The 12,743-nt window shown below is 56.8% G+C and carries 15 protein-coding genes; 2 read left to right on the top strand and 13 right to left on the bottom strand.

The features are described 5' to 3' along the window. Nucleotides 1–33 precede the first annotated feature (33 nt). A complete protein-coding gene (locus IT895_RS08395; protein WP_085919353.1) occupies nucleotides 34–558 on the bottom strand; it encodes a L,D-transpeptidase in 525 nt (174 codons plus the stop codon). Then, a complete protein-coding gene (locus tag IT895_RS08390) occupies nucleotides 536–1,213 on the bottom strand; it encodes a TetR/AcrR family transcriptional regulator (protein WP_085919352.1) in 678 nt (225 codons plus the stop codon). Before IT895_RS08390 ends, IT895_RS08395 begins: the two co-directional genes overlap by 23 nt. Nucleotides 1,214–1,515: 302 nt before the next feature. Between IT895_RS08390 and lexA the strand changes: the two genes are divergently transcribed. Next, complete coding sequence (gene lexA, locus IT895_RS08385) at nucleotides 1,516–2,181, top strand: transcriptional repressor LexA (RefSeq protein WP_085919351.1); 666 nt, start codon at nucleotides 1,516–1,518, stop codon at nucleotides 2,179–2,181. Here the strand turns inward: lexA and purU are convergent. After that, the gene (gene purU, locus IT895_RS08380; protein ID WP_199285255.1) at nucleotides 2,178–3,032 is read right to left on the bottom strand and encodes a formyltetrahydrofolate deformylase; all 855 of its coding nucleotides are present in this window, start codon (nucleotides 3,030–3,032) and stop codon (nucleotides 2,178–2,180) included. The genes lexA and purU overlap by 4 nt on opposite strands. Before the next feature lie 261 nt (nucleotides 3,033–3,293). Between purU and IT895_RS08375 the strand changes: the two genes are divergently transcribed. Next, nucleotides 3,294–4,889: a ribonuclease J gene (locus tag IT895_RS08375; protein ID WP_199285254.1), complete on the top strand. Its 1,596-nt coding sequence runs from the start codon at nucleotides 3,294–3,296 to the stop codon at nucleotides 4,887–4,889. Nucleotides 4,890–4,916: 27 nt separating this feature from the next. Here IT895_RS08375 and moaE read toward each other — a convergent pair whose 3' ends face one another. The 10 genes from moaE to IT895_RS08325 form a co-directional block, all read right to left on the bottom strand. Beyond that, nucleotides 4,917–5,369, bottom strand: a complete 453-nt coding sequence (moaE, locus tag IT895_RS08370) for a molybdopterin synthase catalytic subunit MoaE (protein WP_085919348.1) — start codon at nucleotides 5,367–5,369, stop codon at nucleotides 4,917–4,919. Nucleotides 5,370–5,371: 2 nt separating this feature from the next. Further along, entirely contained in the window at nucleotides 5,372–6,178 is an 807-nt protein-coding gene (gene moaC / locus IT895_RS08365; RefSeq protein WP_085919347.1) for a cyclic pyranopterin monophosphate synthase MoaC, read from the bottom strand. 4 nt (nucleotides 6,179–6,182) lie between these two features. Next, nucleotides 6,183–6,746, bottom strand: coding sequence for a molybdopterin-guanine dinucleotide biosynthesis protein B (mobB, locus tag IT895_RS08360; protein ID WP_199285253.1), 564 nt, complete (start codon nucleotides 6,744–6,746; stop codon nucleotides 6,183–6,185). 27 nt (nucleotides 6,747–6,773) lie between these two features. Then, nucleotides 6,774–8,021, bottom strand: a complete 1,248-nt coding sequence (locus IT895_RS08355; protein ID WP_085919345.1) for a uracil-xanthine permease family protein — start codon at nucleotides 8,019–8,021, stop codon at nucleotides 6,774–6,776. A gap of 89 nt (nucleotides 8,022–8,110) precedes the next feature. Next, the gene (gene upp, locus IT895_RS08350; protein ID WP_085919344.1) at nucleotides 8,111–8,740 is read right to left on the bottom strand and encodes a uracil phosphoribosyltransferase; all 630 of its coding nucleotides are present in this window, start codon (nucleotides 8,738–8,740) and stop codon (nucleotides 8,111–8,113) included. A gap of 91 nt (nucleotides 8,741–8,831) precedes the next feature. Beyond that, nucleotides 8,832–9,515, bottom strand: a complete 684-nt coding sequence (ung, locus tag IT895_RS08345) for a uracil-DNA glycosylase (RefSeq protein ID WP_176243687.1) — start codon at nucleotides 9,513–9,515, stop codon at nucleotides 8,832–8,834. 2 nt (nucleotides 9,516–9,517) lie between these two features. Then, nucleotides 9,518–9,997, bottom strand: coding sequence for a xanthine phosphoribosyltransferase (gpt, locus tag IT895_RS08340; RefSeq protein ID WP_085919342.1), 480 nt, complete (start codon nucleotides 9,995–9,997; stop codon nucleotides 9,518–9,520). 7 nt (nucleotides 9,998–10,004) lie between these two features. Further along, nucleotides 10,005–10,550, bottom strand: a complete 546-nt coding sequence (locus IT895_RS08335) for an adenine phosphoribosyltransferase (RefSeq protein WP_066315382.1) — start codon at nucleotides 10,548–10,550, stop codon at nucleotides 10,005–10,007. Nucleotides 10,551–10,580: 30 nt separating this feature from the next. Next, complete coding sequence (locus tag IT895_RS08330) at nucleotides 10,581–11,879, bottom strand: NCS2 family permease (RefSeq protein ID WP_085919341.1); 1,299 nt, start codon at nucleotides 11,877–11,879, stop codon at nucleotides 10,581–10,583. A gap of 216 nt (nucleotides 11,880–12,095) precedes the next feature. Further along, a complete protein-coding gene (locus IT895_RS08325) occupies nucleotides 12,096–12,725 on the bottom strand; it encodes a riboflavin synthase subunit alpha (protein WP_199285252.1) in 630 nt (209 codons plus the stop codon). Nucleotides 12,726–12,743 lie beyond the last annotated feature (18 nt).

The raw sequence follows: 12,743 nt of genomic DNA, 5'->3' as shown, positions 1-12,743 counted from the left end.
ACTCTAGACGATGATTAGCGAGGAGTCCAACGATCAGCGGCTGTCGTGTAACCAGACAGGCGTTCCAGGTCCAGCATGCTCGAAAAGCCAAAGAAGATCTGCATTACGCAGCCGCACGCATCCATGAGAGGCTGGTTGACCCATGGGCTCATTCGGCGGCGTACCGTGCAGATAAATATAGCGTCGCTGGGAGTCGACCTGACCACCGCGGTTTATCCCCGGTTCCAGGCCACACAGCCATAGAATGCGCGTCAGAATCCAGTCTCGCTCGGGAAACGCCGCCGCCAGCTCGGCGTCAAATACTTCGCCCGTCCAGCGGCGGCCTTTAAAGACCGCGTTTTCCGGGGCATCAGTACCAATGGCGGCACGAATATAGTGCCAGCCAAGCGGCGTTTGACCACTGCCCTGCCGATTACCCATGCCCTGGCGCCCGGTAGAAATTTCACACTCATGGCGACACATATCGCCTTGCCAGACGCGCAAGCTCTGCGACTGGGCGGCGATTTCCAGCCATAGCCCCTCGCGGGGCGGCATTTCAATGAGCGACGGTGTCTGCATGGTGCTCAATGTCCTTCTCATCAGGTAATGGCGCGTTCATCGCCGCCACCACTACCGGCCGCAGTCGGCGAACCAGGTCGCGGACCGAGACATGCTGATGGTAATCCTTTTCGGCAATATCGCGCAGCGCATCCAGCCCCGAAAGCGTAAAGATGACGGTACCCAGCATAAAGTGTAGCCGCCAGAAGCGCTCAGCGTCGGGCAGATCCGGTGTCGCACGGCGAACCAGTTCGGTGAAACGGCTGAACACATCACCGTATTGCTGCTGGATGTAGCGTCGTAAATGCCCCTGAGCCTGGCTGTACGCAAGCCCCAGCAAACGCATGAAGACTTTGAGGCTATTGCGTTCGGCAGGCACCGTCAGCACGGTTGTGGCCATGGTTTCGAGGAGCACTTCAAGGGGGATGTCACGACCCTCGTAGCGCGCTTCGAGTTCGTCCAGAGCGCCATGAAAACGTTGGGAAAACGGATCCAGGTAGCGAGCAAACACCGCCTGGATGAGCGCCTTCTTGGATCCGAAGTGATAGTTCACCGCAGCAAGATTGACCCGAGCCTTGCTGGTGATGTTGCGTAAAGAGGTTTCGGCAAAGCCGCGCTCTGCAAAAAGCACTTCAGCAGTATCCAGAATGCGGGTCACCGTATCCGATTGAGCCATGCTGCTCTCCATAAGACGGGCCAAAAAGCGGGCCATAAAAAACGGATGTTTTAAACAAACCAGGATACTACGTTATCGTTTGTTACCTCTCAACGTATACCTGAACACCCAACCCTTATCCAACGCCGCTTTGCATCTTCATATACATCAATTTGTTAGCTGCCTTACCCCCATTATATACTGGACAGGAGAACATGCTGTATACTTAACCACATACTGTTAACTACATACTGACTGTTGACTACATACTGATAGGTAAACAGGAACGCAGTCTTGCTCACTTATTCAATCTGGAGGCTGGTATGTCGCGGCCATTAACTGTTCGTCAACAAAACGTGTTCGACTTTATTGTCAAGACCATGGCTGAGCTCGGCTATCCGCCCACCCGGGCTGAAATAGCCAAGGCACTGGGGTTCCGTTCACCCAATGCGGCAGAAGAACACTTACGCGCACTTGAGCGTAAAGGCGTCATTCGCATCATTCGCAATACGTCGCGCGGCATACGCCTGCCCAACCAGGAGCACCAGGAAACGCCAGACGTGCTGCCAGCCTCAGGCGCAGACCCTGCCAATGGCCTGCCCATCATTGGCGAAGTCGCGGCGGGTAGCCCTATCCTGGCCGCTGAGCATATTGATCGCTACTGCCCCCTGCCCGCCGACTACTTCACGCCCAGAGCAGATTATCTGTTGCGCGTTCGCGGGCTGTCGATGCAGAACGTCGGCATCCTCGAAGGCGACCTTCTCGCCGTCCACCGCACCCAGCGCGTTCGGGATGGCCAGATTGTCGTCGCCCGGCTGGAAGACGAAGTCACCGTCAAGCGTTTCAAACGCGACGGGAATCACGTCACCCTGATCGCTGAAAACCCCGACTTCGACCCTATCCATATCGACCTACGCACCCAACCACTTGATATCGAAGGGGTTGGGGTCGGCGTTATTCGCGGTGGCAATGGCCAGGCGCTCGGCTAGCTGAACACGATGGTCTTGTTGCCATGCACCAGCACGCGGTCTTCCAGATGCCAGCGAAGACCGCGCGCGAGGACGGCTTTTTCAACATCGCGGCCAAAACGTACCAGATCGGTCGGCGTATGACAGTGGCTGACCCGGTGAATGTCCTGCTCGATGATGGGCCCTGCATCCAACTCCTGAGTCACGTAATGGCAGGTAGCCCCTATCAACTTGACGCCACGCTGGTAGGCTTGGTGATAGGGTTTGGCGCCAGCAAAAGACGGCAGAAAACTGTGGTGGATATTAATGACCTGCCCCGCATATCGTTCACACAACGCTGGCGGTAATATCTGCATGTAGCGAGCCAGCACGATACTGTCGGCCCGGGCATCATCAATATGCGCCTGCACCTGCTCAAAGGCCGCAGTCTTGTCTGCCGGATCCACCGGCACATGGTGATATGGTATTCCGTACCATTCCGTTAACGAACGCATGTCGTCATGGTTGGAAATCACACCCACGATATCGCAGTCCAGCTCACCCACCTGCCAGCGGTAAAGCAAATCGACAAGGCAATGGGATTCTCGCGAAACCATCAGGACAACCCGCTGCCGTTTCCGGGTATCGACCAGCGCCCAGTCCATGTCAAACCGCTCCGCCACCGGCTCGAAGGCTGAACGTAATACCTCTGCCGACATACCCAGCGAATCCGCCAATATTTCGTAGCGCATGAAAAAACGCCCGGTTTCCAGATCGGAATGCTGGCTGGCCTCGGTAATCGACCCTCCCTGGTCCGCGATAAAACTCGATACCTTCGCGACGATCCCCACCTGGTCCGGGCAGGACACCACCAAACGATAAAAATGCGACATAGTCATTACTCTTCACGGTTTGCCGGGCGACGATGATCGGGCCGTCCGCTGGCATTAAACAAACGTCTAGTGTACCGAATGAAGCGCTCGCAATCACCGCCCTTAATGGCAGTGATTGTTAGCCGCCCGCCCCATCCCGTATAGTTAACCAATTACTTTCTAGGCTTTATTAATCTGATGCATCCACCGCGCGTTCATATTCGTCCCCGTCGTCGCCCTCCCTTACGCCTCTTGCCGTTAGGCGGCTGCGGGGAAATTGGCATGAACCTGACGCTGTATGGGTACGAAGATCACTGGATCGTCGTGGATTGCGGCATGATGATTCGCCAGGATCTACCCAATGCGCCACTGCAGGTGCCCAACCTGGAAACCCCCAAAGCCCTGGGCATTGCCCCGCAAGCGCTCTACATCACCCACGGCCATGAAGACCACATTGGGGCGGTCGTCTGGCTCTGGCCCCACTGGCAATGCCCCATTTATGCAACGCCGCTGGCGGCAGGCTTGTTGCGCCTGAAGTTTGCCGAACATCAGCTCTCAAGCGCCGCCATTCATGTGGTCGAGCCAGGTGAGGCATTGGAAAGCGGGCCTTTCACCCTGCGCTTCCTGGCGGTTCCACACTCGATACCCGAGAGCTGCTCGCTGATGGTCATGGCAGGTCGCTATCGTGTATTGCACAGTGGCGATTGGAAGCTCGACCCTGATCCAATTATCGGCGCGCCGATCGATCAGACGCAATTCAAGGCCTTAGCGCCGGTTGATTTGGTAGTGGGGGATTCCACGAATGCCCCTCTACCCGGCCACTCAGGCAGCGAAGGCGATGTCGCCAAAGCGCTGGTCGAGACGCTCGCCAACTGCGAAGGCCGGATCATTGTCTCCTGCTTTGCCAGTAATCTCGCCCGGGTGTTGGCGATTGGCCGTGCCGCCTACCAGTGCGGGCGGCGCGTCAGCCTGATGGGGCGCTCGATGGAGCGCATGGTGGGTGTCGCACGCGGCCTCGGCTATCTGGACGATTTTCCTGCCATCGTGCCCGCCCATGACCTGGGTTATTTGCCGCCCGATGAAGTCGTGGTCATTGCCACCGGCAGCCAAGGTGAGCCACGCGCCGCCCTGCAGCGACTTGCCCAGGGGCGTCATCCTCACGTGGATTTACAGCCTGGTGACAACGTGATTTTTTCCGCCAAGGCCATTCCGGGTAACGAGAGGCCCATCGGGCAGTTGAAAAAGCGCCTTCAGCAGTTGGGCGTCGAGCTATTCGATGAATTCAGTCATCCGCAACTTCACGCGACCGGACATCCGGCACAGGACGAAATCACCCGCTTTTATCAATGGCTGACGCCAAGCCACCTGTTGCCGGTTCATGGTGAAAGCCTTCATCAACAGGCCCACCAGCAGCTGGCCGCGTCCCTGGGTATTCAAGCCCCCTTGGCGCCGGTCAATGGCGACTTGATCCGCTTCGATCAGCAGGGACTGCATCACGAGCAGCACTACCCGCAACCGCCATGCATCGTCAGCCAGAACAGCGTAGTACCCCACCCTGGACTGGAGAGCGAAAACAGCACCCTCCCACGACGCGGCAGCCTCTATCTTGCGTTACCGGTGACCGCCACTCAAACCGGGTGGGCGCGCGTCGGGCGCCTGATGCTGGACAATACAAGTGCCAATTCATTCGACGAAGACAGTTTCAGCGAATGGCTGGATGATCAGCTTGCCGAACTCCACGCCGACACGTTGGCGGATCTGCGCCTGGGCCTTCAGCCCCGCTTGATTGCCTGGCTGGCAGAACGGCTGCAGCATTTACCTGAAGTCCACCTGCAGATTATGGCCAGCGAGCTGCCAGCGACAGTGGCGGACGATTAGCCGACCCCAAAGCTGGCTCCCCGGAGACTACCAGCGGGCAGCATCCTCGATATCCGAGTGGCGTTCCTTGACCCAGTAGTCCCCGTGGCGACCATGTTCTTTCTTCCAGAACGGTGCCTGAGTCTTTAGCCAGTCCATGATGAAATCGCAGGCTTCGAAGGCTTCGCGACGATGGGCACTCGCTACCAGCACTCTGACGATCGCATCGCCGGGGCGCATGTGGCCGACACGGTGAATAATCGTAACGGCGCTTAGTGCCCAGCGTTCTCCCGCCTCTTCCGCAATACGCTGTAAGGTTGACTCGGTCATGCCTGGATAATGCTCCAGGGTCAATCCCGTGACATCGGGTGTTTCGTTAAAATCACGCACCAGGCCGGTAAAGCTGACGACGCCGCCAATATCCGTACGGCCCCCAATGCTGGCTTCATAGCCATACGCCATGTCAAAAGGCGCCTCTTGAACGCGGATGGTAATGTCCATTTTCAGCCCCCGGTGACCGGCGGAAAGAAAGCAACCTCGTCATCGTCGGTAATTCGCGCATCATCATTGGCCATGACCTGATTGATGGCGCATAGCGTGCGCTGGTCCTGCAACAGCTGAAAACGTTCATCCTGAGTCGCCAGCGCTACTTTGAGGCCCGCTATATCGCGGCTTTCGAGTTGATCGAAAGTCACTACCCGCTCATTTTCACCCAACTGCTCGCGTAGTTCGGCAAGAAACTTGACCAGCACGCAGGGCGAATGACAGCGCCCGCCCAGGCTCACTTCGCCGGCTGTTCCCTGACCCGTTACAATCGGTGTCGCCGTTTCAGGCGCTTCTTCGCGCTGATAATCTCCCCGCTGACCACCGCTTTTGCTATCCAGTTGCACCGCGTCGATGCGCATGGTTTTGTCGACCGCCTTGCACATATCGTAAAGCGTTAAACAGGCCACGGAGACGGCCGTCAACGCTTCCATCTCGACACCTGTGCGGCCATTCAACCGGCAGTTCGCGGTCACATGAACACAGCTTTCATCGGGGTCGACATCAAACTCTATGGCCACTTTGGAAAGTGCCAGCGAGTGGCACAGCGGGATCAATTCATGGGTGCGCTTTGCTGCCTGGATTCCCGCAATACGGGCGGTGGCCAACACATCACCCTTGGGTAAAGCACCCTCGCTGAGCTGTTTCAAGGTAGCGGGTTGCATCACAATACGACCGGAAGCCACCGCTTCCCGGCGCGTTTCCTGTTTGTCTGCAACATCCACCATGCGGGCTTCGCCGCGGCTATTGAGATGCGTTAACTGCATGGGGTCACCTATCAGTGCGTGAAACATCATTGAGCCGTTGGCCCGCCATCCAATCGATTATCCAGCGTGCAATCCCGTCGCTATCATCGAGTGCCAGTTGCGTCGTCGTGGCCGACAGAGAGATGGGAGAAGCCCCCTGAAGGGCGACGGCTTCGACACCCTGACCCTGCAGGATTTGCGCATCACCTATCCCCTCACGATAAAGCACCAGCTTGGGCAGTGGCCAAGCTTTAAAGCCTTCTACCAGCACCAGGTCAGGTTGATGCACGGCCACCATTGCCAACAACTGATTTAAATCCGGCTCTTCGCCGTCTGGCGTTTCCTGCATCAGTGCCAGGCGTTGGCTCGAGGCAATCAGCATGGGCGTAGCGCCTGCACTACGTAGCTTATAGCTATCTTTTCCCGGCTGATCGATATCAAACCGATGATGAGCGTGCTTGATCACCGCTACCTGGATACCCTCTGCCCGCAGCCGCGGTAACAACTGCTCAAGCAGCGTCGTCTTCCCAGTCCCACTCCAGGCAGCAATTCCCAGCACGGGAAAGGGTAGCGATGAATCTAACGGCATAAACGCTCGGCTCCCAATGAAGAAAGGTTAGTGGGCATGATCAGGTTCATCTTGTGGCTCGTCAGGCAGCAACCAGTTCAACACAATCCCAACCAACGCCGCCAGGCTAACGCCTTGCAGCGTAAACTGACCACCGCCAACCTGCATGCCACCAATGCCAAAGACAAGAATCAATGACACAACGACCAGGTTACGCGGCGCGGTCAATGAATGTCCTGCCCTGACCAGCGTATTCATACCCACCACCGCAATAGAGCCAAACAGCAGGGTCATGATTCCCCCCATGACAGGGCCTGGGATGGTTTGCAGCAGCGCACCCAGCTTGGCAATAAACGCCAGCGATATGGCCAGCACTGCGGCCACCACCATATAGCGCGGGTTGAAAGCCCGGGTCAGAGTGACGGCCCCGGTCACCTCTGAATAGGTGGTATTAGGCGGGCCGCCGAATAAAGCGGCCGCTGTCGTCGCCAGGCCATCCCCCAGCAAGGTTCGGTGCAGCCCCGGCTTTTCAAGGTAATTGCGCCGGGTCACCGATCCGATGGCCACCATGTCACCAATATGCTCCACCGCCGGCGCGATGGCGACAGGAATCATAAACAGAATCGCCGCCCAGTGAAAACTCGGCGCGGTAAACGCCGGAATGGACAGCCAGCCAGCGTCCTGGACAGGCGTGAAGTCGACCAGCCCCATCAGCAACGCCAGGCAATAACCCACGACAATACCGCCCATGATCGGAATCAAGCGCAACAGCCCGCGACCAAATACAGCCAGGATCAGGGTCACCAGCAAGCTCGCCATGGACAGGAACAGCGCCGCGCCATAACCGATGTTATCGCTGGTTTCACCGGTCGCCATCTCTACCGCCACCGGGGCCAGGGCCAGCCCGATTACCATGATAACCGGCCCCACCACCACCGGTGGCAACAGGCGATGAAGCCAGCCGGTGCCTTTGACGCGTACCGCCATGGAAATCGCGACGTACACCAAACCGGCCACCATCAGTCCGCCCAGCGTGGCCGACACGCCAAAGTTGGCGATCGACCCCTGGATCGGCGCAATAAAAGCAAATGATGAGGCCAGAAAGACGGGGACCGTCAGGCGGGTTACGGTATGAAACAGCAGCGTGCCTATCCCAGCGGTAAATAACGCAACGCTTGGATCAAGCCCGGTCAATAGCGGCACCAGGACCAAAGCACCAAACGCCACAAACAGCATTTGTGCGCCGGTTAGCAACACCCGAGGCCAGGATTCAGGCTGGCTAGGCGTATCATTCATTATGCAAACTCCTCACAGGTCTTTGGGGTAATGATGGGCAAAAAAATGCCCCTAACGTATAACGCCAGGGGCTGCTGAATCATCAATGCTTATCGGGTGCCGAAAATCTTGTCACCCGCATCGCCCAGACCAGGAACGATATAGCCGTTATCGTCCAACCGATCATCCACCGACGCCGTATAAATCTCGATATCCGGATAGGCTTCCTGGACTCGCTTGATCCCTTCGGGTGCTGCCACCAATACGATCACCTTCATATGCTCGCAGCCACGTTCACGCAGCATGTCCAATGTCGCGACCATTGAGCCGCCGGTGGCCAGCATCGGGTCAATGACGATGGCCATACGCTCTTCGATATCGTTGGCGAATTTGGCAAAGTAAGGGACCGGCTGCAGCGTCTCTTCATCACGGTACAACCCGACAACGCTGACGCGTGCGCTGGGGATCAAGTCAGTAACGCCCTCGAGCATGCCAAGCCCGGCACGCAGAATCGGCACCACCGTTACTTTCTTGCCTTTCAGGCGACGTGTCCCGATCGGCTCCCCATTCCATCCTTCAATCGTATGATCTTCGAGTTCAAGTCCCTTTGTTGCTTCATACGTCAACAGCTTGGCCACTTCCCCCGCCAACTCGCGAAAGCTCTTGGTACTTAAATCCATTTCGCGCATCAGTCCCAACTTATGCTGAACAAGCGGATGGTTAATGGCATGGACACTCATGGGACTTCCTCACAGCAGGTGGTTATGGGCAACGCGGGTGATCACAAACATGCAAAATCGGGCGGTATTCTACCCCTAAGCCGTCACCAGGTTAAGGGGTGGCGGGTAATTGCCATTCAACAGGTTCGCGCCCCTGCTCAACAAGGAATTGATTCGCCCGGGAAAAATGGCGGGTGCCAAAAAAGCCTCGGTGGGCAGACAGCGGCGAGGGGTGCGGCGCTTCCAGGACTAAGTGACGCTGGGTATCTATCAGGGCTTTTTTCTGCCGGGCGTGGCTACCCCAGAGCAGAAAGACGCTGGGCAGCGCATGCGCGCTTACCGTCTTGATCGCGCTATCCGTGAAAGACTCCCAACCTTTACCCCGGTGCGAGGCAGCGTTGCCCTTCTCGACCGTCAGCGAGGTATTGAGCAGCAAGACGCCTTGCTTCGCCCAGGCTTCCAGATGCCCGTGCTTGACGGGTTCAGCGCCTACATCGCTAGCCAGCTCCTTGTAGATATTGACCAGCGACGGCGGAACCGGGACCCCTGCCTGAACGGAAAAACATAGCCCGTGCGCTTGATTGGGTCCGTGATAAGGGTCCTGCCCCAGGATCACCACCTTGACGTCATTGAGCGGCGTCAGTTCGAAGGCGCGAAACCACTGCGACGAGTGGGGATAAATGATCTTCTTGGCCGCTTTTTCCTCGGCCAGAAAACGTTTCAGTGACTGCATGTAGTCGGCCTGAAACTCATCGCCAAGCCACTGATTCCAGTCTTCAGGAAGCGGGGTCGACATGATTATTTCTTCACTTGGTCCACCAGAGGTTCAACGTAGGCAACGCCCATATCCCAGGGAAACTGGATCCAGCAGTGCTGAGCCACTTCGGTTAGGTACTGGTCAACCAGCGGGCGCCCTTCCGGCTTGGCGTAGATAGTGACAAAATGTGCCTTGGGCAACATCTCGCTTACCGCCCGCGCCGTCTTGCCGGTATCCACCAGGTCATCGACCAACAGCCAACCCTCGCCGTCATGATCAACGCCTTTCAGGATATCCAGCCCGCCCTGGTCCATGTGGTCATAGCTTTTGATGCACACGGTATCGATCAACCGAACGTTAAGTTCGCGCGCGATCAAGGCGGCAGGAATGAGTCCTCCCCGGGTAATCGCGACAATCCCTTTAAAATCACGCTCGACCAACTGATGGCACAACTGGCGAACATCACGGTGGAGCTGATCCCAGGAGACGGTAAAGTGCTGATGATAGCGTTCACTGCTCATAGGGTCGTTACTCGTCTTCTGTAAAAGAACAAACCGCGAAGACGCTATAGCCCGCATCGCGAATTTTTTGCGAACCACCCAGTTCGGGTAGATCAATAATGGTCGCTGTTTCGACCACATGCCCGCCGCTGCGCTGTATAAGATTGGCCGCCGCCAACATGGTCCCGCCGGTGGCAATCAGGTCATCCATCAGCAAAATTCGGTCACCTTTTTGAAACGCATCCGAATGAAGCTCGACCTCTGAATGACCGTACTCGAGCGTGTAGGTTTCGCTGATGGTCTTGAACGGAAGCTTGCCTTTTTTGCGGACCGGGACAAAGCTGCAGCCCAACTCATAGGCTAGAGGTGCCCCGATGATAAACCCCCGCGCATCAATCGACGCGATGGCATCCAGGTTCATTTCCTGGTAGCGGTGTACAAAGCTGTCGATCAGCTTGCGAAATGCCGCGCTGTTTTGCAGCAGCGGGGTAATGTCACGAAAGTTGACCCCCTGCTCAGGCCAGTCAGGCACTGTGCGAATCACGGACTTGATGTAATCGCCGTAGATGCTCATCGCGTCTCTCATTGGATTAATAAAACCACGTTAGTCTAGAAACAGAAATTTCACCGCAAACAGCAGCGCCAGAATAATCACTGCTGGATTGAGGTCTTTGAAACGGCCCGACAGGGTTTTGATCGCTGCATAGCTGATAAACCCGAGAGCGATGCCCTCGGCAATCGAAAAGGTCAGCGGCATTGCCAGGGCGGCAATCAATACCGGCGCGGCGTCAGTGGGATCTTCCCAGTTGGCATGGGCCAGGCTGCCAGCCATCAGCACAGCCACGTAGAGCAGCGCGCCGGCGGTGGCGAAAGCAGGAATGGAGCCTGCCAACGGCGCAAAGAACAGGCTGACCAGGAAGAGTACGGCCACGACGACCGCCGTCAAACCAGTCCGTCCACCCGAGGCAATGCCTGCCGTCGACTCAATATAGCTGGTCGTGGTGGAGGTACCCAGGGCAGCGCCGGCCATTGATGCCGTACTGTCGGCCATCATGGCACGACCAAGACGCGGCAGTTTGCCGTCTTTGTCCAGCAGCTTGCCGCGATGCGCAACCCCCACCAGCGTACCTGATGTATCGAACAGGTCGACAAACAGGAAAGCAAAGATAACGCTGAGCATGGCGACATCCAACGCCCCCATCAGATCCATTGCCATGAAGGTCGGTGCAATAGAGGGCGGCATGGACATGAGACCGCCATATTCATTGTGACCAAGCAGCGTCGACGCAATGGTAATGCCAAGAATACCGATCATGACGGCACCGGTGATCCTTAAATAGGACATCGCGGTTATCACGAAAAAGCCCAGGAGCGCATACAGGGCAGCAGGCTCGGAGAGATCTCCCAGCGCAACAAAGGTAGCGTCATTGGCGACCACGATACCGGCATTTTTGAGCGCGATCATGGCCAGGAACAGGCCAATACCCGCGGCGATGCCCAGTCGCAGTGAAAGCGGAATAGAGTTGATAATCCATTCACGGATCTTGAAAACACTCAGCAGGAAAAAACACAACCCGGAGAAGAAGACAGCGCCTAACGCTGCTTCCCAGGTATACCCCATCCCGAGCACGACACCGTAAGTGAAGAAGGCGTTGAGCCCCATACCGGGGGCCTGAGCGATGGGATAGTTCGCCCACAACCCCATGATCAGACAGCCGATGGCGGCAGCAACGCAGGTAGCAACAAACACCGCACCATAGTCCATCCCGGCCTCGGAAAGGATACTGGGATTGACAAAAATGATGTAGGCCATTGTCAGGAAAGTGGTTATCCCGGCGATGACTTCTGTTTTAACGTTGGTTTTGTGCTCAGTGAGCCCGAACTGCTTATCCAGAAACTTCATAGGTATTTTTATCCTTCGCGTAAACGCTGAATGCACCCTGGCAGCGCGAAAAGCCGCACATATTACCGAAAGGTCACGCCTGATGCGAACACCTTGTGCAGCTGTCGAACGCGGGCTGATGCCCGCCTGTTACTTCCCATCGCTTAGCATAAGCAAACTTCAGGCCACCTTCTAACCAATCGGTCAGAAACGCAGCCCCCTGGGCAATACCGCCCATCAGCGCATCTGGCTAGCCAGAACACGCTCAACTGTTTCAACAATCACCTGGGTCTGGGGATCAATTTCAATATTGACACGGTCACCTGGCATCCGCTCACCCAGGATGGTGCGGTCCAGCGTCTCAGGGATCAGATTAACGCTGAACTCGACCCCTTCGCCCTCGGCCGAAGGTCGCACATCGCCAATCGTCAGACTGATACCATCGACACCAATATAGCCTTTCTCAAATACAAACCGCCCCACTGAAGCCGGTAACGCAAACCACAGCCGACGGTTATTGGGCGCCTCATCAATGGCGATCACCTCCGCCATGCAAATCACATGGCCCGACATCGAATGCCCGCCAATTTCATCGCCAAAGCGTGCCGCTCGCTCGATATTGACGCACTGCCCGACCTCGACTGCACCAAGATTGGTCAGCCGGAGCGTTTCACGCATCAAATCGAAGCTCACCCGATCACCTGAAATGTCCGTGACCGTCAAACACACACCGTTGTGCGCCACCGAAGCGCCGGTCGCCAATCCCTCGCGCAATGCATCGGGCATTTGCACAACATGCGTACGAAACTTATCAAGCTCATGCACTTCTACGACTTCTACCTTGCCTTGCACGATGCCAGTAAACATAGCGCCCTCGCTCTAATT

This window comes from Halomonas sp. A40-4, from assembly GCF_015767635.1.
Classification (GTDB): Bacteria; Pseudomonadota; Gammaproteobacteria; order Pseudomonadales; family Halomonadaceae; genus Vreelandella; species Vreelandella janggokensis.
The sequence above is the reverse complement of the archived record's forward strand: the minus strand, read 5'-3'. Positions and strand labels throughout refer to the sequence as shown.